The 18,265-nt window shown below is 68.2% G+C and carries 17 protein-coding genes, 1 tRNA gene and 1 other RNA gene; 10 read left to right on the forward strand and 9 right to left on the reverse strand.

Going from position 1 to position 18,265, the window contains the following annotated elements; all coding sequences use genetic code 11:
- Nucleotides 1-49: 49 nt before the first annotated feature.
- Entirely contained in the window at nucleotides 50-730 is a 681-nt protein-coding gene (locus ABD197_RS13225; protein ID WP_344055277.1) for an NUDIX domain-containing protein, read from the forward strand.
- A 17-nt stretch (nucleotides 731-747) separates the two neighbouring features.
- Here the strand turns inward: ABD197_RS13225 and ffs are convergent.
- The 3 genes from ffs to ABD197_RS13240 all read right to left on the reverse strand — a co-directional run bounded on the left by ffs (nucleotide 748) and on the right by ABD197_RS13240 (nucleotide 2,961).
- Nucleotides 748-844: signal recognition particle sRNA small type (gene ffs / locus ABD197_RS13230), an RNA gene on the reverse strand.
- Between the two features lie 6 nt (nucleotides 845-850).
- On the reverse strand, nucleotides 851-2,488 hold the full coding sequence (locus tag ABD197_RS13235) for a DUF5671 domain-containing protein (protein ID WP_344055278.1): 1,638 nt from the start codon (nucleotides 2,486-2,488) through the stop codon (nucleotides 851-853).
- Nucleotides 2,488-2,961, reverse strand: a complete 474-nt coding sequence (locus ABD197_RS13240; RefSeq protein ID WP_344055280.1) for an LpqB family beta-propeller domain-containing protein — start codon at nucleotides 2,959-2,961, stop codon at nucleotides 2,488-2,490. Before ABD197_RS13240 ends, ABD197_RS13235 begins: the two co-directional genes overlap by 1 nt.
- 183 nt (nucleotides 2,962-3,144) lie before the next feature.
- Here ABD197_RS13240 and ABD197_RS13245 point away from each other — a divergent pair, with 183 nt between their 5' ends.
- The 4 genes from ABD197_RS13245 to ABD197_RS13260 all read left to right on the forward strand — a co-directional run bounded on the left by ABD197_RS13245 (nucleotide 3,145) and on the right by ABD197_RS13260 (nucleotide 7,960).
- Entirely contained in the window at nucleotides 3,145-4,113 is a 969-nt protein-coding gene (locus tag ABD197_RS13245; protein WP_344055866.1) for an AAA family ATPase, read from the forward strand.
- A 7-nt stretch (nucleotides 4,114-4,120) separates the two neighbouring features.
- Nucleotides 4,121-5,368: a DUF58 domain-containing protein gene (locus ABD197_RS13250; protein WP_344055282.1), complete on the forward strand. Its 1,248-nt coding sequence runs from the start codon at nucleotides 4,121-4,123 to the stop codon at nucleotides 5,366-5,368.
- Entirely contained in the window at nucleotides 5,355-7,628 is a 2,274-nt protein-coding gene (locus ABD197_RS13255; protein WP_344055284.1) for a transglutaminase TgpA family protein, read from the forward strand. The genes ABD197_RS13250 and ABD197_RS13255 overlap by 14 nt, the downstream gene beginning before the upstream one ends.
- 247 nt (nucleotides 7,629-7,875) lie before the next feature.
- Nucleotides 7,876-7,960: transfer RNA gene (locus tag ABD197_RS13260), tRNA-Ser, on the forward strand.
- A 393-nt stretch (nucleotides 7,961-8,353) separates the two neighbouring features.
- Here ABD197_RS13260 and ABD197_RS13265 read toward each other — a convergent pair.
- Both ABD197_RS13265 and ABD197_RS13270 read right to left on the reverse strand, forming a co-directional pair.
- Nucleotides 8,354-9,589 carry a tyrosine-type recombinase/integrase gene (locus tag ABD197_RS13265; protein WP_344055286.1) on the reverse strand — a complete coding sequence of 412 codons (1,236 nt, stop codon included), beginning with the start codon at nucleotides 9,587-9,589 and terminating at the stop codon, nucleotides 8,354-8,356.
- Between the two features lie 8 nt (nucleotides 9,590-9,597).
- On the reverse strand, nucleotides 9,598-10,182 hold the full coding sequence (locus ABD197_RS13270; RefSeq protein ID WP_344055288.1) for a hypothetical protein: 585 nt from the start codon (nucleotides 10,180-10,182) through the stop codon (nucleotides 9,598-9,600).
- A gap of 128 nt (nucleotides 10,183-10,310) precedes the next feature.
- Between ABD197_RS13270 and ABD197_RS13275 the strand changes: the two genes are divergently transcribed.
- Together ABD197_RS13275 and ABD197_RS13280 are read left to right on the forward strand one after the other, a co-directional pair.
- Nucleotides 10,311-10,490 carry a helix-turn-helix domain-containing protein gene (locus tag ABD197_RS13275; protein ID WP_344055290.1) on the forward strand — a complete coding sequence of 60 codons (180 nt, stop codon included), beginning with the start codon at nucleotides 10,311-10,313 and terminating at the stop codon, nucleotides 10,488-10,490.
- A 19-nt stretch (nucleotides 10,491-10,509) separates the two neighbouring features.
- Nucleotides 10,510-11,214, forward strand: a complete 705-nt coding sequence (locus tag ABD197_RS13280; RefSeq protein ID WP_344055292.1) for a hypothetical protein — start codon at nucleotides 10,510-10,512, stop codon at nucleotides 11,212-11,214.
- Nucleotides 11,215-11,282: 68 nt separating this feature from the next.
- Here the strand turns inward: ABD197_RS13280 and ABD197_RS13285 are convergent, their stop codons facing one another.
- Nucleotides 11,283-13,763 carry an FAD-dependent oxidoreductase gene (locus tag ABD197_RS13285; RefSeq protein WP_344055294.1) on the reverse strand — a complete coding sequence of 827 codons (2,481 nt, stop codon included), beginning with the start codon at nucleotides 13,761-13,763 and terminating at the stop codon, nucleotides 11,283-11,285.
- A gap of 219 nt (nucleotides 13,764-13,982) precedes the next feature.
- On the opposite strand from ABD197_RS13285, the gene ABD197_RS13290 reads away from it, so the two are divergent.
- On the forward strand, nucleotides 13,983-15,482 hold the full coding sequence (locus ABD197_RS13290; protein WP_344055296.1) for a multicopper oxidase family protein: 1,500 nt from the start codon (nucleotides 13,983-13,985) through the stop codon (nucleotides 15,480-15,482).
- Between the two features lie 37 nt (nucleotides 15,483-15,519).
- On the opposite strand, the gene ABD197_RS13295 is transcribed toward ABD197_RS13290, so the two are convergent.
- Genes ABD197_RS13295 through lgt form a run of 3 tightly spaced genes read right to left on the reverse strand, consistent with a single transcriptional unit; the run spans nucleotide 15,520 to nucleotide 17,185 of the window.
- Nucleotides 15,520-15,882 (reverse strand): DUF202 domain-containing protein, encoded by a 363-nt coding sequence (locus ABD197_RS13295; protein WP_344055297.1) that lies wholly within the window; start codon nucleotides 15,880-15,882, stop codon nucleotides 15,520-15,522.
- Nucleotides 15,879-16,235, reverse strand: coding sequence for a YidH family protein (locus tag ABD197_RS13300; RefSeq protein ID WP_344055299.1), 357 nt, complete (start codon nucleotides 16,233-16,235; stop codon nucleotides 15,879-15,881). The genes ABD197_RS13295 and ABD197_RS13300 overlap by 4 nt, the downstream gene beginning before the upstream one ends.
- An 8-nt stretch (nucleotides 16,236-16,243) precedes the next feature.
- Nucleotides 16,244-17,185: a prolipoprotein diacylglyceryl transferase gene (lgt, locus tag ABD197_RS13305; RefSeq protein WP_344055301.1), complete on the reverse strand. Its 942-nt coding sequence runs from the start codon at nucleotides 17,183-17,185 to the stop codon at nucleotides 16,244-16,246.
- A gap of 154 nt (nucleotides 17,186-17,339) precedes the next feature.
- On the opposite strand from lgt, the gene ABD197_RS13310 reads away from it, so the two are divergent.
- Both ABD197_RS13310 and ABD197_RS13315 read left to right on the forward strand, forming a co-directional pair.
- The gene (locus tag ABD197_RS13310) at nucleotides 17,340-17,732 is read left to right on the forward strand and encodes a DUF302 domain-containing protein (RefSeq protein WP_344055302.1); all 393 of its coding nucleotides are present in this window, start codon (nucleotides 17,340-17,342) and stop codon (nucleotides 17,730-17,732) included.
- Nucleotides 17,733-17,813: 81 nt separating this feature from the next.
- A complete protein-coding gene (locus ABD197_RS13315) occupies nucleotides 17,814-18,113 on the forward strand; it encodes a metal-sensitive transcriptional regulator (RefSeq protein WP_344055303.1) in 300 nt (99 codons plus the stop codon).
- The last annotated feature ends 152 nt before the right edge of the window (nucleotides 18,114-18,265 follow it).

The following is an 18,265-nucleotide window of genomic DNA, read 5'->3' on the forward strand; positions in this document are numbered from 1 at the left end:
CGCCTGGGCTGCGGCAGGGCGCGGATGCCGTCCCGCTAGGCTCCGGATCGTGACCGACGCCGCCTCCCCCGCTCCCCGTCCCGGCACTGTCGTGCCCGATCATCGCGGGCGGACCGGGCTCGACCTGACCGGTCGAGAACTGAACGGGAATCCCGATGTGCGCGTGGTCGACGTCGAGCTCGTCGCATCCGCCTGGCACGTGCTGCGGCGCACGACGCTGGACTATCGCGGCCCGGACGGGCAGTGGACCCGGCAGCAGCGCGAGACGTACGACCGGGGGAACGGAGCGACGGTCCTGCTCTACGACCTCGCGCGCCGCACGGTGCTGCTGACGCGGCAGTTCCGCTATCCGGTGTACGTCAACGGCCACCCGGACGGGATGCTGATCGAGACGGCCGCAGGCCTCCTCGACGATGACGACGCGATCACCGCGATCCGGCGCGAGGCCTCCGAGGAGACCGGAGTGCGCATCGGCGAGATCGAGCACGTGTACGACGTCTTCATGAGCCCCGGCTCGGTGACCGAGCGCATCCACTTCTTCGCCGCGCCGTACGACGCCGGCACTCGGACCGGTGCGGGCGGCGGACTGGAGGAGGAGGGAGAGCACATCGACGTGCTCGAGCTCGACTTCGACGAGTCGCTCGCGATGATCCGCGACGGGCGCATCCAGGACGCCAAGACGATCATGCTCCTGCACTGGGCGGCGATCGACGGCCCGTTCGCCCGGTGACGGCAGCCCCCGGGGAAAAGTAAGACTCTCCGCGAACCCGGCAGAGCCTGGTTACCCTTGCTACGTTTCCGTCCTGGGGGAGTTGGCCTGGATGCCGCCTCGCGGAGAGCTGACACAAGTCTAACCCGCCGGCCCGAGCTCCCGTGCCGGGCCGTCCTGCAGCCCGATCGCGCGGACATCGCCGTCGACCCGCAGCACGAGCGCCCGCGGCGCGGCGACACCGGCCACCGCGGCGACCACCGCAGGCACGTCGTCGTCGCCCAGCGCGTCACCGCCGTCCTCCGGCACCGTGGGAAGAATCGTGACGACCGCTCCGGTGGCAGCCCGCACGTCAAGCCGCAGCTGCGCCGCGTCGGGCGAGGCGACGAGCAGCACCCGTCGGATCACCGCGGGCGCGGTCTCGGGGCGCGCGATCGACCGATCGTGGCGCCAGACCGCGAAGTGGTACCCGAACACGAGCGCGGTCGCGCTGAGCAGCCCGAGCGGGGCCCGGACCCGCTCCACAAGGCTCCCGCCCACCGCTGCTCCCAGAGTGAACTCGAACACGCGGAACCCGATCAGCAGCAGTGTCACGATCGCGACCACCGCACTGGCCCCGAAGATCGCGACCAGGTACACCCGGCGCGCGCGGTCGGCAACCCCGTCGGCGGACGCCGCGACGGCCGGGCGCCACGCGACCCACCAGACCGGCGCGCCCACCGCGAGCGCGCTCAGGCCGCCGAGCAGAAGAGTCCGGGCGTCGGCGCCCGCGATCACCGGCGCGAGCGCCGCGAGGAGCGCATTGACGACGACCCCGAATCCGCTGGCCGCGCCGATCAGCGCGATTCCGGAGACCAGGAGGCGGGCGCCGCGTCGGACGCCCTCGGGGCGCGCAGCCACGACCGCCGCGTGCGAGACCCAGACGATCCCGCCGAACAGCGCCGCAGCGATCGCGACGTCCAGCGGGGCGAGCACGTCCGCGCGCGGGTCGACGTCGAACAGCAGTCGGAGGACGACGAACAGCACCGTCCCGACGGCGAAGAGTGTCGTCGCGGCCGCCGCGCCGAAGACGACCACGAGCGCGACCTGGGCGAACCCGCCGGATGCCGCCGCGCCGCCGTCGCGGTACCAATGCCACCACCAGACGAAGCCGCCGATCGCCGCCCAGGCGAGCGCCTGCAGTGCGTCGATCCCCCAGGATTGCGATGCCCCCAGTACGGGCTGCGCGCCCGCGAGCGCTGCGCCGATCAGCGCCGAGACCGCGCCGATCGCGCCGACGGTCAGGACGGCGAGTCCGTAGACCGCGCCGATCGTGACCGCGACCGTCGGCAGTCGGGTCGGGCCGGTGACGTGGCTCCGTCGCATCGCGCGGTGCCACACCCACACTCCCGCCCAGACGAGCGCGACCGCGAAGGCGCCGGCATCCCACCGTCCCTCGATCGCCGCCGTGAGCGTCGACGCGAGGGCCACGGTCGCCGTGACGAGCGCGATCGTCGAGACGGCGACCACGTACAGCGCCCAGACGAGCGAATCCTTCTCCGCGGGGTCGGCGAACCGGCGGCGCTGCCACCACCACAGCACGCCCGCGAGCGGGATCCCGATGACGGTGAAAGCGAGCGAACGCGCGAGACCCGCTTCATCGGCGGCGAGGACGCCGCCGGAGACCGCCCGCTCGAGCAGGCCGGACAGTCCGACGGCCGCGACGATGATCAGCGCGAACAGGATGCCGTAGACGAGGACGCGGCGCACTGCGGTCTGGGCGCGACCGGGAGCGGACATCAGCCGCGGCCCGTCTCGGTGCACACGGCGAACTCCCACGGCGCCGTTCGGATCGCCCACGCGTCGTCGGTGCGGACGAGATCGAAGGCGCCCTCGCTCTCGTACTCGTCACTGCCCAGCGGACCCGAGCCGTACACGGTGACGATGAGGACTTCGACGGTGGCCGAATCCGCGCGCTGCGTCGTCGCGGTCAGCGTCACCCGCCGGTCCTGGGTGTCGAGCGGGATGAGCTCGCACTCCGCGGCGACGTCGGGCGCGAGATAGGACACGGCGGTGTCGGTGTCGCCGTCGATCACGGCCTGCACGTAGCGCTGCACGACACCCTCCGGCGTCGTTGCGTCCAACTGCGCGGGGTCGCGCTGCACGAAGACCGCGACGAGCGCGATCACCACGACGAGCGCGACCGCGCCGATCAGACTGATCAGCAGGATCCGCATGCGGCGCGGGTCCGGTGCGGGAGCGTCGTCGGTCATGGGTTCATCATGGTCCGTCGCGCGTGCGCGGTCCGGGACCAAAGCCCCACGTTTCGGCGAGGCCGAGACCCGCGTGCAGGGATCTCCCAGGCCCACCCCCGAGAACCCGCGATTAGGATCGGAAGGGTTCGCCCACGCCCGGAGGCGACGGTGGACGAGGGGGTCGCTGTGACGGAGTCCACGATGACGGCCGAGAGCTTCACCCGGGCCACCGACGGCATCCTCGCCTCGGTCGGCCGGGTGATCGACGGCAAGCCCGAAGCCGTGCGCAGCGCACTGGTGTGCCTCCTCGCCGAGGGGCATCTTCTCATCGAGGACGTGCCGGGCGTCGGGAAGACCATGCTGGCGCGTGCGCTCGCGGCATCCATCGACGCCACGGTGCGCCGCATCCAGTTCACCCCCGATCTGCTCCCCGGAGACGTCACAGGGGTCAGCGTGTTCAACCCGGTGGACCGCGAGTTCGAGTTCAAGCCCGGCGCGATCTTCGCGCACATCGTGATCGCCGACGAGATCAACCGCTCATCGCCGAAGACGCAGTCCGCGCTGCTGGAGGCGATGGAGGAGGGCCAGGTGACGGTCGACGGACGGACGCACCTGCTGCCGGACCCGTTCCTGGTCGTCGCCACGCAGAACCCGCTCGAGATGGAGGGCACGTACGCGCTTCCCGAGGCGCAGCGCGACCGGTTCATGATGCGCATCTCGATGGGCTATCCCGACCCGCGCAGCGAAGCACTCATGCTCCGCCAGCGCGATACGGTCAACCCGCTCGAATCCATCGCCCCTGTGGCGACCGCGGCGGGTGTCTCGCAGCTGATCGCGTGGGCCCGCGCCGTCCACGTCGCCCCGGCGATCGAGGATTACGCCGTCGCCCTCGCGGGGGCCACACGCACCCACTCCGATCTCCGGCTGGGCGCGAGCCCCCGCGCCACGCTGCAGCTCGTGCGCGCCGCGAAGGTGTGGGCCGCGCTGGACGGCCGCGGGTTCGTGATCCCCGACGACATCACCGCTCTGCTGGTTCCGGTCTTCGCCCACCGGCTGATCCCGACCCGCTCGGCGGGCGGTGCCCGAGCCCGGACCGCGGCCGACGCGATCGCCTCGATCCTCGAGCGGATCGCCGCGAGCGTGCGGGTTCCGATCGCCGCGCGACAGTGACATCGCGATGAGACGCCTCTGGCCGCTGACCGCCCGCGGGACGGGGGCCGCCGTGCTGGCCGTCGCGTGCTTCGTCGTGGCGAACGAGGTCGGCATCGTCGAGCTGATGTATTTCGGTCTGCTGCTGGTCGCGGTGCTCGCGGCCAGCATCCTCTCGCTCTACCTCACACGGCGCTCGGACACCGTGACCCGCTCGCTCTCCCCCGACGTCGCCGCTGTCGGCCGCGAGTCGCTCGTGACCGTGCGGGTCGGGGTGCGCACCGCGCTTCCGACGGCCCCGGGCACGTGGCGCGACACGATCCCGCGGGGCCTGGCGGCGCAGGCGCGCGGCGTCTTCCCCGCCCTCGGTTCGGGGCTGCGCGGTGCCGAACGCGTCGTGCAGTTCTCATACGTCGTCACGGGCGAGCGGCGCGGCATCCACCCCCTCGGCCCGCTGCAGGTGACCACGTCCGACCCGTTCGGGCTCGCGCGGCGCACCACGGTGTTCGGCGAACGCACCCCCGTCACGGTCGCCCCCGCCGTAACTGACCTGCCGGCCCTGAGCGACTTCGCGGGCGAAGCCGGCGGCACACTCCACACCACGAACAACCAGCTCGGGCAGGGCGCGGACAACCTGATCGCGCGCCCCTACGCGCCGGGGGACTCGATGAGGCGCATCCACTGGCGTGCGACGGCGCACCGCGACGAGCTCATGGTGCGCCAGGAGGAGCAGGAGTCCACGCCCGAGGCCACGGTCGTGATCGATCGCGGCGTCCTGCGCTTCTCGCCCGAGGCGATGCAGGCTCCCGGCGCCGACGCCGGCTTCGAGGCGGCGGTGTCGGCGTGCGTCTCGGTCGTCACCCGCCTCGTGCACGACGGCTACGCGGTCGAGGTGATCGACTCGGACGGCACCCCGCTCGCCGAGCGCATCGACGGCGGCGACATGAGCGAGGTCGAGGGGCTCGTGAACTCCTTCGCCGGGCTCACCGCACGCCGGGACGATCACCTCGGCAAGCTCCCCCGGGTGTTCGCCGGGATGATGACCGGTCCGGTCGTGCTCATCGTGGGTCGGTTCGATCCGGCGGATGCCGACACCGTCGCGCCCGTCGTGCACCACAGCACCCTTCCGCTGCTGCTGGCGGTCGCCCCGGTCGGGGACGCGCTCGAACGTGCCGCGGACCGTGGATGGCATGCCGCCGCGGTGGACCCGGACGGCGATCTCGCGGTCGCGTGGTCCAGCGCCGCCCAGCGAGGGATCAGTCATGTCCTCCGATGACCGAGCGGCGCGGCGCGGCGCGGACCTGCCGCTGACGATCGGCGTCCTGGTCGCGGCTTTCGCCGCCCTCCTCCCCCTCATGCGGGTCGTCCGGCCGAGCGGCTGGCTGGTCGGCGCGATCCTCCTCGCCGCAGCCGTCCTCGCCGCCGGGTTCTTCGCACGCCGGCTGCGGCTCCCCGCCCTCGCCGTGAGCCTGATCGAGGCATCCGTCTGGATCGTCTTCATGACGTTCGTGTTCCTGCGGGACACGGCGCTGCTATGGATCATCCCGACACCCGAGACGGTGCGGGCGCTCCCGGGGCTCGTGCAGGTCGCCGGGGAGGAGATCGCCCTCGGCGCCGCGCCTCTGGACGCCAGCACCGCATTGTCGATGCTGATCGTCGGCGGGACGGGGCTGCTCACGATCATCATCGATCACGTCGTCCTGACCGCACGGATGCCGCTCCTGGCCGCGATCGGACTGATCGCCGTCTGGCTGATCCCCTCGATCGCCGTGCCGGGCGAGGTCGACATCATGGCGTTCGTGCTGCTGGCCGCGGCGATCCTGTTCCTGATCCGGACTGACACGCGCTCGCGCGAGGAGCCGAAGGACCGTGCGGCCACCCGCACGGCGGGTGTTCCCGCCACGGCGCTCGGCATCGGGGCGATCGCCGTCGTCGTCGCCGTCGCCGCCGCGCCGCTCCTGCCCCAGCCCGTGGCCCGCGCGGGGTCGGGCACGATCGGGACGGGTCCGGGGATCGACGCGACCCTCCAGCTCGGAGACGACCTGCGCCGCCCGACCGAGGTCGAGGTCATGCTCGTGCGCAGCAGCGCGCCGAGCGCCCCCTACCTGCGGGTCACGACGCTCTCGCAGCTGGAGGGCACCGTGTGGGAGCCCGACAAGGTGCGCACCGTGCCGCTGGCGAGCGAGGAGGGTCTGGGCGCGGTCGAAGTGGATCCCGAGATCCGGCTGAGCGAATACGTCACGACCGTCGAAGTCACCAACCTGTCCTCGCCGTGGCTGCCGGTCTCGTACCCCGCGGTGGACGTCGAAGGACTGCGCGGCTCATGGGCGGTCGCCCCGTACAACCGGACGGTCCTGCCGCAGGGCGGATCCACGCAGGGACAGAACTACGAGGTCATCACGAACGTCCCGCGGCCCACGCTCGAGCAGATCCGCGCGCTCTCGGCGGGCACCGACAATCCGCCCGACGGGACGACCGCGCTGCCCACCGAGATCGACCCGATCATCGGCGAGCTCGCGGCGGAGGTCACCGCCGGGACGACGAACGACTACGACGCGCTCGTGGCGCTGCAGGGGTGGTTCCGCAGCCCGGAGTTCCGCTACTCGCTCGACGCGCCCGTCGAAGACGGCTTCGACGGGTCGGGAACGGATGCCGTGGCGAGGTTCCTGGAGGTGCGTGAGGGCTACTGCATCCACTACGCATCCGCCTTCGCGCTCATGGCCCGCACACTCGGGATGCCGACGCGCATCGTCGTCGGCTACCTCCCGGGGAGTGCGACCAGTGACGCCGTCGACCGCGAGACGGTGTACTCGGTCTCCAGCGGTCAGCTGCACGCCTGGCCCGAGGTGCTTTTCGACGGACTCGGCTGGGTGCCGTTCGAACCGACGAACGGCCTCGGCGTACCGACGAGTTTCACCTCGGCCGGCTCGGCTCCGGGCGTCGTGGACGATCCCGCCGCGGCGACCCCGGCCCCGGAGGCATCGGCGCCGACCGACTCCGGTCTCACTCCGGACGGCGAGGACAACGCGCCGGAGGTCGGCACGAGCGACGCCAGCGGCACCACCGTGAACCCCCTGCCGACGCTGTCGATCGTGCTCGGCATCCTGTTCGCGCTCGCGATCCCCGCCCTGCTCCGCGAAGTTCGCCGTCGGCAGACGCTCGCCGCGGCACGGACGGGCGATGCCGCCGAAGCGTGGCTCGCGGTACAGGACGCCGCGATCGACCTGGGGATCGACGTGCCCGCGAGCGAGAGCCCGCGGAGCCTCGGCGTCCGACTTGTCCAGGACCACGGCGCACCGCCCGCGGAGATGAGCGTGCTGATCAGCGCGATCGAGCGGGCGAGCTACGCGCCCGGAGGCAAGCACGCCTTCTGGCAGGGCGACGCGATCGCGGATGCCGCGACATCGGTGCGCATTGCGCTCTTCGCCGCCGTCGACACTCCGCGGCGGATCCTCGCGCTGATCGCGCCCCGATCGCTCGTGGTGCGTCCGGGCAGCGTGTACGCCGGGTCGGGAAGGTCTGCGCGAGCACGGTAGGCGTGCCGGCTTCGCCTTAACGGGCTCGGGTTCCTGGCTGGACACTCCTCGCGGGAACTCCCCGGCGAGGCCTCACCTGCCGTCCACCGAAGCGCCCGCCCCGCGATTCAGTGGGCCATATCGGCGAGGACCGGGTCACGGATGCCGATCTCATCGTCCACTGAAGCCGCGAGAACCGGTTGCGACACCCGCGGACTCGAGTGCCGCCGGCCTCGGGGTAGGATGGTCGACGGCCCGCGAGGGCCACGGAGGATTCGCCTAGTGGCCTATGGCGCACGCTTGGAAAGCGTGTTGAGTGAAAGCTCTCAGGGGTTCGAATCCCCTATCCTCCGCTCCCCCGATCCCAGTGTTTTCAAGGGATCGCGACCCGATTTTTTCTGGGTGGCACAATTGGTGGCACAGTTAGCGCCGATTTCGGCGCCCCGGGAGCCCTGATTTTCCGCGAAGCGCACCAGCGCTGACATGAGCCGGTCACGACGTGGCGTCGCCATGTCACATCTGGCGCTGGCGGGTTTCGGACACGATTTCGCCGATGGTTGGCCATCCCTCCGACAGCGAGATGGTAGCGATCGGCCGCGTCTCCGTTCCCTCAGATCGCTCTTTGCAGACTCCGCTCTCCGCTGCGTTGCGAGCTGCGCTTAGCAAACCGCTCACACCGGGCACTGCGCCGCGCCCGATCGCTTGTTGGCTGATTGTCGGAGCGAGGGCGAGCGCTGAGGCGGTGGTTAAGGAGTCGTGAGTGTCGACTGGTTTGTTGGCGCCGGCGAGAGAAGCTGGCCTACAAGATCTGCTGCACCGCGTTGGAGAGTCCTCACGGCGTGCGAGTAGGTGTTGAGGGTCGTCTGGATGTCTGCATGCCCGAGACGCTCGGACACGATCTTCGGATGCACGCCGGCCCGCAGGAGCAGCGTGGCGTGGGTATGCCGCAGCTCATGGAGGTGGAGCTCGTCGAGATCTGGATGCAGCGCACACGCCTTCAGCACCCGTTCACGCCACTGGCGGGAGAACTGCGTGGGGTTGTGGGGCTGACCGTAGCGGTTGCAGAAGATCAGGTGCTCGCCGCGAGCAAGCTCCGGCGAGACGGCGCGGAGCATGTCGCGCTTCGCACGGAAAGCACCGGCGAGATGCACGTCGATGTCGACGTTCCGGACACGTCCGCTCTTCGTGGCTCGGAAGTCGATGATCGGCTTCTTTCCCGCTTCCTTCACGTATGACATCGCGCGGGCGATCGTGATCACGTTGTTCTCGAGGTCGAGATCCTTCCACCGGATGCCGAGGATCTCGCCGCGGCGCATCCCGGTCCCCAACAGCGTCAGCCAGGCGAGCCAGAGGTAGTCCCCCGATGACTTCGACCAGTCCAGGAACAGCCGTGCATCCTCAGCGGACCATGTCGCCATTTCGGGCGGTGCGGCCTCGAGCTTGCTCGGCGGGGACGCACGCTTCGCGGGATTGAAGCGGATTAGTCCGTCCTCGAGCGCATGCTGCAGCACCTGCGAGATCAGCACATGGATGTGTCGCACAGTCGCAGCGCCGAGCGGATCGCCAATGTGACCGCGGTCCTTCCGGCCGTTCACCTCAAGCTGCCGGTAGAAGCGGTTCAGCTGGTCCTTCGAGATCGCGGCGATCGGCGTGCGTCCCACTGCGGAGGGAAACACGTGGACGCGGAAATGCTTGCGGTAGCCGGCAAGGGTCGTTGGGCGGACGCGCAGCGAATCGAAGTACTCCTCCGCATAACCGTTGAGCGTCTCGCGCGTCTCCTCGATGTGATCACCGCGACGGATGTCCACCTGCACTTCAGTCAGCGCGTTGAGCGCCTCCCGCTCCGTCGCGAAACCCCTACGGAACCTTCGGGCCGAATCGCCGTCGGCGCGATCCACGTGATAGGCGATCCGGTACTTCGTCTCCCCCGTCTTCGTTACATACGAAGAGACGGTCCCATCTTGGTTGGGTCGACGCGGCACCGCTCCACCTACCTGCCGATTGAGGGGCCGCCGGGTGCGGCTGCGCCCGTGAAAGGTCCGGTCGCGAACGGATCCGGGAGATCGACTCCGGGTGCGAGACCTTCGAGGCGCGCCCGGTTCATCAATCGTGTGGCCGTGCTCTGACTCACGCCCAAGCAGTCGGCCACTGCCTTCAGCGGCGGCAGATTGATGACCGACGCCAGCCGATAGGTTGTCGACGCGTCCACAACACTGGCCGTGAGATCGCGGTCGGTGCGTTCCTGCATTCGTCGAAGATACTCGGCACCTGTTGCGACCGGATGGCCGGGCTCAGCAACTGTGGACATCTGCAATCCACTCGCCTGGAGCGCGTACTGCACACGCACCTCCCGCAGGGTCAGGCTGGTCACCTCGTCCCCGTCGCCTTGGCGGAGAACCCTGACCTCGGCGGCGACCGTGCGATTCAGCCGAGAGTCGTAGACGGCGTGCACGCGGACGGCGCCGGGGACCCCCGGTTCGCCGCGGAGCACGATCGTCCATGACGCCGGCACACTCACCCCGTTGCCGACGGCGACGCGCTCGTCGCTGACGTCGACATTCTCGAGGTGAACCATGCGCCCAGTATCTCAGTGTCCCATTTGCCGAACAAGGTATGACATGACGCATTCATGACACATATGGCTCACAATGGTGCTACCGTGTGCGCATGCGCTGACAAAGGTGGCTCACGAAGGAGAAGAACATGAACCGCTCGCAGAACTCCCTCGCCCTCACCTACAAGGACGCCGCCGCGCTGGTCGGCGTCGAATACCGAACGATCAAGCTCGGAGTGGAGCGCGGGACCATCCCCACCGTCCAGCTCGGCCCCCGGCGAATGATCCCCCGCGCCGCGCTGCTGAGGATCTTCGGCGTCGAGCCCTGACCCGGACCGCACGACGGTCATGGTCGACGCGCGACTGCCCGCCGAGTGGCTGGGCAGCCTCCGGATCGACAAGCTGAGCGACCGCGCGTTCCGCATCCTCGCCGGCGCGCTCATGTGGTGCAACGGACAAGGCACAGACGGAGCCGTACCGGCTCGGTACACGAAGTATCTGCATCCCGACGGCGATGACCAGGATGCCTTTGACGAGGTAGAGGCCGCCGGCCTGTGGTCGCGGGTGGAGGACGGTTACCTCCTGGCCGGCTGGTCGGATGATCTCCACCAGTCCACCGCCGACGAGATCCGCCGCTATCGAGACGCCGCCAAGCGCCGCCAGCAGGCGTATCGCGACCGCCAGAGGGGTGCAAATGCCTTATCCGATGAAGCGATGCCCAGTGCTTCATCGGCCATGCGTGACGTAACGCATAACGCGACGCGTGACGTGACGGCAAACGTAGGCTCAGGCTCCTTAAGCGGAAACAAAGAGAAGAGTGCCTACTCACGCCGTCACGTCACGGGTGGCGTAACGCATAACGCGCCCTCGCAGTTCTGCGCCAATCATCCGACCGGGACGACGGAGCCCTGCGGCGCGTGTGCGCGCGCCAGAACGGCCTTCGCCGCCAAAGAGAGCCGCCTCACAATCCAGGGTTGGGACTGCACCATCGATGGCCACAAGCTCGTGACCGACGGGACATGCGCCGTGTGTGAGCTTCGCTCTATTGCGTAAGTCGCTTAGCTCGATAGGACTACGGCGCGGCCGCGGGGCAGATCCGCTTCCGTCAGGCCGGCGTCGTTCTAGATGAACAACGTCGTGCCCGACCTCTCGGCTTCGCCGAGGAACGTCGCGACACCGCCAAGCTCGATGCCATTGATCAGATCGGACTCGGCGATGCCGAGCAGGTCCATCGTCATGGTGCAGCCGATAAGCCGTGCGCCCGAGTCCTGTGCCGCCTGCATGAGTTCGGGCACCGTCTGCACGGAGTGCTGCCGCATGACGTGCTTGATCATCGCCGGGCCCATTCCCAGCATGTTCATCTGTGACAGGGGAAGCTTCTCGGGGCGTGAGGGCATCATCATGCCGAACATCCGGTCGAGCGCCTTGCGCTCTCGCTTGGGCGGGTCATTGCGGCGAAGTGCGTTGAGGCCCCAGAAGGTGAAGAACATCGACACCTTCTGGCCCATCGCGAGCGCGCCATTGGCGATGATGAACGCCGCGAGCACTTTGTCCATGTCGCCCGAGAACACGACGAACGACACCTGATCGAGCTTCGCGACCGACCGTGAGGTATCCGCCTGGGCGCCGCCCTTGCGGATGGTCGCCACGTATCCCGGCCCTTCGGGCTCGATTGCGAGGAGCTCGTGGCCTTTGCTCCCTGCCCATGCGGGCGCGTCGTGCGCGAAGCCGGGGTCCGAGACGTGGACGACGATGTCGTCGCCGGGTGTGAGCTCGTCCATCTTCTGGGCGAGCTTCATGATCGGGCCCGGGCAGGCCAGGCCGGTGCAGTCCAGGTCAACGACTTCGCCCGTACCGCGGGCCGCGGTGACGAGGTCGAGCGCTTCGGCGTAGTGGATCTCGGCGGGCTTGAACTCGAACCCGACCGGCTCGAGGTCGTGCCAGAACCGGAACGTCGTCGAGCCCCCGGAGAGGGTCGCGACATCGGTGAATCCCCGTTGCGCAAGGATGCGGTACGCGAGGTAGCTGCGGAAGCCGACGGCGCAGTAGAGCCGCACCGGTAGCGACGTGTCCCACGTGCCACAGTGTGCGCGCAGTGTGCCCAGCGGTACGTTCTCCGCGCCGGGGATGTGCCAGATGGCGTACTCCTCGGGAGTCCGGACGTCGACGATGCGCGCGCCCTCCAACGCCTGGGGAAAGTCCTGGGCGTACCACAGCACCAGGTCGCCATTCAGAACGTTCGTCGCCACGAAACCCGCCATGTTGACGGGATCCTTCGCCGATCCGAACGGCGGCGCATACGCGAGCTCCAACAACTCGAGATCGTGCACCGTCGCGCCCAGGCGGATGCAGGTGGCGAGCACGTCGAGTCGTTTGTCCACGCCATCGAAGCCCGCGATCTGCGCGCCGAGAATGACGCCGGTCCGCGGAGCGAACAGCACTTTCATGTGCATCGCCGCGGTGCCGGGGTAGTACCCCGCATGACCGGACGGATGCAGGTGGACGGCGCGATATTCGACGCCGAGCTGTGTGAGCTGACGCTCGGTCGCTCCGGTACCGCCTGCGACCATCTCGAACGCCTTCACGATCGAGGTGCCCTGAGTGGAGAGGTACTCGGTGTCGCGGCCGCAGATGTTCTCCGCGGCGACCCTCGCCTCGCGGTTGGCAGGTCCAGCCAACGGGGTGAGCCAGCTGCCGGGAAGCACCGTGTGCGGCGTCTCGACCGCATCGCCGGCCGCCCAGATCGCGGCATCCGACGTGCGCATGTGCGTGTCCACCACGATGCCCCCGCGGGGACCGATCTCGAGTCCCGCCTCGCGCGCGAGTGAGACGTTGGGACGCACGCCCGCGGAGAGCACGACGAGGTCGGCGTCCAGTGTGGTGCCGTTGTTCAACTCGACCCGAAGGCCGCCGCCGGGCGCCTTCGCGAACGCCGCCGCCGCCGTGCCCAGATGAAGATCGACGCCGCGTCCGCGGATGTGCTGCTCGACCGGCAACGAGACATCCTTATCGAGCGGTGGCAGGATCTGGTCGGCGAGCTCGACCACAGCCACCTCGGCCCCGCGGTGGCGCAGGTTCTCCGCCATCTCGACACCAATGTAGCCCGCGCCGATCACGACGGCCCGCGTCGGGCGAGCGAGCGAGTGCGCCGCGTCGAGCGCCGCGTCCAGGCTCGCCTTGATCTCGTCCATATCGTGGATGTTGCGAAGCACGTGGATGCCGGGAAGGTCGACCCCGGGCAGCGGCAGCTGCAGCGGATCGGCGCCCTGGCACAGCGCGAGCGCGTCGTAGGCCTCCGTGTACTCTCTGCCGGTGTCAAGCTCGCGCACCGTCACCGTCCGTGCGGTGGTATCCAGAGACACAACCTCCGAAGCGACGCGCACATCGATGTTCAACGATTCCCGCAGACTCTCCGGAGTCTGCAGGAGCAGCCGGCTGCGATCGGAGATCACTCCCCCGATGTGGTACGGGAGACCACAATTCGCGAACGACACGTAACCGCCGCGCTCGAACACGGTGATCTCGGCCGCCTCATCCAGGCGACGTGCGCGAGCGGCGACCGACGCACCGCCGGCCACACCTCCGACAATGACGATCTTCACCGAACTCACCTTTCCGAGGTCCAGGGAAGACCTCCCCGATTAGAAAGACGTGTCGGGTCCACGGTCTGATCTTCGCGTCGGGCATCCACGTTCGTTCAGGTCGAAGGTCCTGCGCCGTGCGTCCCCATGCGGTGCGCAGGACGAAGGTCCTGATTCACCTCGTCGCGAGCCACATACCTTCGAGTGAGAGGCACGAAGCACAGACGCTATGGAGCAGATATGGAGCCGCTGAGTCGGCGGGGCGTCCTGATTCTCGGCGCCACGGGTGCGGTGGTGGCCGTGGGCGGCGGCCTCGTTGTGTGGAGTCAGCTGCAGGGAACGCCCGTCACCCCGGTGCCTCCCCCGAGCGCGCCGGCAGACCAGCCACCCGCATCGGAGTCGACCGGGACCCTTCGTGAGCCAGAGATCCTCGCCAGCTCAGGAGGCGTGCTCGAGCTGACCCTCACCGCCGCGATGACCGACATAACGATTGCCGGTGCGACGGTCCGCGCGCTCACCTACAACGGCACTCTGCCGGGCCCGACGCTCAGGGTGCGTCCCGGCGATCGCATCGCGCTCACCGTCCGCAATGAACTGGGCGCCGTGACGAACCTGCACACCCATGGGCTCGTGGTCTCGCCCGAAGGCAACAGCGACAACGTGTTCGTCATGATCGAACCCGGCGACAGCTTCGATTACGACTACCAGCTCGGCGCCGATCACCCACCGGGTGTGTTCTGGTATCACCCGCATCACCACGGCCAGGTCGCCGAGCAGCTGTTCGCGGGCTTCTACGGCGCGATCATCGTCGAGGGCGACCCTGTCGTCGAGCCCTCTCGAGAACGGCTTCTGGTGATCTCTGACATCGCGTTCGACGCCGCGGGGAACGTGCGTGGGGCATCGCAGATGGAGCGGATGCTGGGACGCGAGGGTGACATCGTCATGGTCAACGGACAGGCCGGCGGCACGATGAGCGCACAGCCCGGAGACCCGGAGCGTTGGCGGATCGTCAACGCCTGCAGTTCGCGCTACCTCCGACTTCGACTGGACGGTCAGAAGCTGCAGCTGCTCGGCATGGATTCCGGTCACTACGAAGCGCCCCAAGACGTTCAGGAGGTCGAGCTCATGCCTGGCAACCGGGCCGACATCCTGGTGACCGCCACCGCGGGAACATCCGTGCTTCGGACTCTTCCCTTCGACCGCGGCGGCATGGGCGGGGCAGGCGGCATGGGTGGTCCCGGATCGCCGAGCAGTGCGACGACAGGTGCCGACCTGGCGGAATTCGTGGTGAGCGGTGCTGTCGCATCCAGCGCTCCTCCGATGGCGTCGCTGCCTCCTCAACGCGATCTTCGGCTCGAGACGATGAGCGGCAGGCGAACCCTGACGCTCGAGATGGGTGGTGGTGGCATGGGCGGGATTGCGTTCACGATCGACGGCAAGCAGTTCGACGAGGGCCGCATTGACACTGAGGTGTCGTACGACTCACTCGAGGAATGGACACTCGTCAACACCAGCACGATGGATCATCCTTTCCATCTGCACGTGTGGCCGATGCAGCTCCTCGAGGTCGCTGGCGTCCCCGTCACGCATACGGACTACCGCGATGTCGTCCCCGTCCCCGCGGGCGCAAGCACGATTGTTCGGATCGCCTTCTCAGGCCTCCGAGGAAAGACCGTCTATCACTGCCACATCCTCGACCACGAAGACCTCGGAATGATGGGTGTCATCAACACGGCATGAGGTTCGATTGCTTCACGATCATGGTGCCGCCGCGTCCCTAATCTGCGCCTGAGAGCGCCTGCACTCTGACTCCGATCACATAGATCGCCGCTCCCCCTGCGATCAGAAGCAGCGTCAGTGCGACGAGTCCTAGTGCGAGCCCATCGATGGGAAGCTCTCCGGAATTCGTCAGGCCCTCGTGTGCTCGTCGGTATCGCACGGACGCGCGCAGATATGCGGTCGCAGCGGTGGCGACGCCGACGATGCCCAGGACTGCGGCAGCCACGCCGATGGCCTCTCCGGCGAACCTCACGACGACTGCACTGGCTACGGCGAGAGCCAGACAGGTTCGTCGCCACGCGAGCAGCGTCCGCTCAGGTTGCAAGCCCGGGTCGAACGGTGCTTCGCTCGATGCAGTCACCAGAGGTATCCCAGTGTGAGCAGCACGACGCCCAGCACGACGCCGATGATGATGACGAAGCCGGAGCTTGGCGCGGGAAGAGCCCTGTTCTCGCGAAGCGCACGCTCGGTGCGCAACCAGCCGACCCACGCTTGAACCGCCGCGAGAACACCGAGGACCACGAAGACCACTGAGGCAGCCAGGCGAAAGCCGGGCGAGACCGGCACCTGAAGCGCTTCCAAGGCGACACCCGCCGCCAGCAACGCCAGAGACGTCCGCACCCACGCCAGGAAGGTGCGCTCGTTGGCGAGGCTGAACCGGGGGTCAGGCTCGGATCCGCGTGAGTACAGCGAACCGGGGAATCGTTTCGGCATGTCTCCGACTATGGCGCGGTCGAACGGTCCGACTCGCCAGCCAGCGAGTCCGCGGGCCGCATAGCCGGACCTGCCTCGGCTGCGGGGGCCTCTGTCGGCTTGGGTTCGCGTCCGGTTTGGTAGACAGATGCCTCTGGTTCGGGGTGCCGTCTGCTCTGTACGACGATGAGCAGAACGCCGAGGCCGATGGCGACGAAGGAAGCCCACACGTTCGCGGGGATCCCGAGCGGCGCGTCGCTGCTGGGGTCGATTCTGATCGCCTCGAGCCAGCTTCGGCCGAGCCCGTACCAAATCAGGTAGACGCCGAAGGCGCGCCCCCAGCGGAGGTTGAAGCGTCGCTCGAGAAGAAGGATGATCGCCACACCGACCACGTTCCAGATGATCTCGTACAGGAACAGGGGGTGAAAGAGCGTTCCGGCGGGCAGGTTCTGGGGGAACATCGTGTCGGTCGGAAGGATTTCCAACCCCCACGGCAACGTGGTGGGCAGTCCGAACAGCTCGTGGTTGAAGTAGTTGCCCAGTCGGCCGATCGCCTGGGCGACGAGCATCGCCGGGGCGAGGGCGTCGGCGAAGGACCAGAGCCGGATGCCGGTGCGGCGGCATCCGATGAACGCCCCGACCGCGCCCCCGATCAACGATCCGTACAGCGCGTTGCCACCGTCCCAGATCGCGAATACGTCCCAGAGGTTGGCACCCGGGTAGAAGTAGTCCTCGCCGTGGGTGAGCACGTGATAGAACCGGGCCCCGACGATGCCGAGCGGGATCGCCCACAGCACGATGTCGAGTACGACGCCGTTCTCTGCTCCCCGGGTGGACAGGCGACGTTGCGTGTATATCGTCGCCGCGATCATCCCTGCGATGAGGCACAGGGCGTACGTGTGGATCGTCAGCGGACCGAGCTGGAACTGCCCCCACTCCGGAGGTGGGCTCGGGATGCTCATTACTGTCATTAGATAGCCGTCCTTCTTCATCGCCCCGACAATCATGCCTCTCCCCGCCGGGATCGGCCTCCCCTCTGCGAACGCGTGCGTCCCCCCATGAGACGAGCGCTGCGCCATAGGCTGGCGACAGATCCCGGGCCCGCTCCGCGAACGTAGGAGGAAAATGAGCTACGCGCTCAGCACGACCATCCACAAGCCGTTCGATGAGAGCCTCGCCGCGACGCGTGCGGCGTTAGGTGCTCACGGATTCGGAGTACTGACCGAAATCGACATGGCCGCCACGTTGAAGAAGAAGCTCGGCGTCGACATCGCGCCGCAAGTGATCCTTGGCGCGTGCAACCCGCCCGCTGCGTACCAGGCCCTTCAGGCAGAGGAGTCGATCGGGCTGCTCCTGCCGTGCAACGTGGTGGTGCGATCTGTCGACGACGAGACGACCACCATCGAAGCCATCGACCCGGAAACGATGCATCAGCTCACCGGCAACGATGCGATGCGGCCGGTCGCTCAGCAGATCGGAGGACTGCTCCAAGCCGCCCTCAACAGCCTCCACGAATGACTCGCCGGTCCAACCCAGAAGTCATACCCGGGTAGGTATCCTGGGAGCCTGCGGAAAGAACCGAGGAGCGGAGGAACTCCCATGAACAGCATCGATGCGGCCGTCTCCGACGTGGATCGCGCGGCCGACCTCCTTGTACAGCAGCGCAAGATCGTGAACAGGCTGCGGCGCGCGGAAGGTCAGTTGAGCGCGGTCATCAAGGCGGTGGACTCCGGAGCGGATTGTCGCGACATCGTCATTCAGCTGTCAGCGGTCTCGAAAGCTCTGGATCGCGCGGGCTACGCGATCGTGGCGTCGGCGATGCGCAATTGCATCGCCGATCCCGAGGACACGTCGATGACGCCTGAAGAGCTCGAAAAGCTGTTCCTGACTCTCGCGTAGGGCCCACCGCCCGCGCCGCTCACTGACCGAACAGCCGGGCAAAGAATCCCGTCGACGGCTCGTGGGCGTGACCTTCACACCGCTGATTTCTGGGAACTCCGCGCATCACCTGGTCGACGTGCTGTCCGCATCCGGACCATGTCGTCTTTCCG

Source organism: Microbacterium lacus (assembly GCF_039531105.1).
GTDB lineage: Bacteria > Actinomycetota > Actinomycetes > Actinomycetales > Microbacteriaceae > Microbacterium > Microbacterium lacus.

What these genes read in the sequence shown, in the direction of transcription:
- ABD197_RS13235 (WP_344055278.1), bottom strand. Translation starts at nt 2,488, where the DNA reads ATGTCCGCTCCCGGTCGCGCCCAGACCGCAGTGCGCCGCGTCCTCGTC.
- ABD197_RS13240 (WP_344055280.1), bottom strand. Translation starts at nt 2,961, where the DNA reads ATGACCGACGACGCTCCCGCACCGGACCCGCGCCGCATGCGGATCCTG.
- ABD197_RS13245 (WP_344055866.1), top strand. Translation starts at nt 3,145, where the DNA reads ATGACGGCCGAGAGCTTCACCCGGGCCACCGACGGCATCCTCGCCTCG.
- ABD197_RS13250 (WP_344055282.1), top strand. Translation starts at nt 4,121, where the DNA reads ATGAGACGCCTCTGGCCGCTGACCGCCCGCGGGACGGGGGCCGCCGTG.
- ABD197_RS13255 (WP_344055284.1), top strand. Translation starts at nt 5,355, where the DNA reads ATGTCCTCCGATGACCGAGCGGCGCGGCGCGGCGCGGACCTGCCGCTG.
- ABD197_RS13270 (WP_344055288.1), bottom strand. Translation starts at nt 10,182, where the DNA reads ATGGTTCACCTCGAGAATGTCGACGTCAGCGACGAGCGCGTCGCCGTC.
- ABD197_RS13275 (WP_344055290.1), top strand. Translation starts at nt 10,311, where the DNA reads ATGAACCGCTCGCAGAACTCCCTCGCCCTCACCTACAAGGACGCCGCC.
- ABD197_RS13280 (WP_344055292.1), top strand. Translation starts at nt 10,510, where the DNA reads ATGGTCGACGCGCGACTGCCCGCCGAGTGGCTGGGCAGCCTCCGGATC.
- ABD197_RS13290 (WP_344055296.1), top strand. Translation starts at nt 13,983, where the DNA reads ATGGAGCCGCTGAGTCGGCGGGGCGTCCTGATTCTCGGCGCCACGGGT.
- ABD197_RS13300 (WP_344055299.1), bottom strand. Translation starts at nt 16,235, where the DNA reads ATGCCGAAACGATTCCCCGGTTCGCTGTACTCACGCGGATCCGAGCCT.
- lgt (WP_344055301.1), bottom strand. Translation starts at nt 17,185, where the DNA reads ATGACAGTAATGAGCATCCCGAGCCCACCTCCGGAGTGGGGGCAGTTC.
- ABD197_RS13310 (WP_344055302.1), top strand. Translation starts at nt 17,340, where the DNA reads ATGAGCTACGCGCTCAGCACGACCATCCACAAGCCGTTCGATGAGAGC.
- ABD197_RS13315 (WP_344055303.1), top strand. Translation starts at nt 17,814, where the DNA reads ATGAACAGCATCGATGCGGCCGTCTCCGACGTGGATCGCGCGGCCGAC.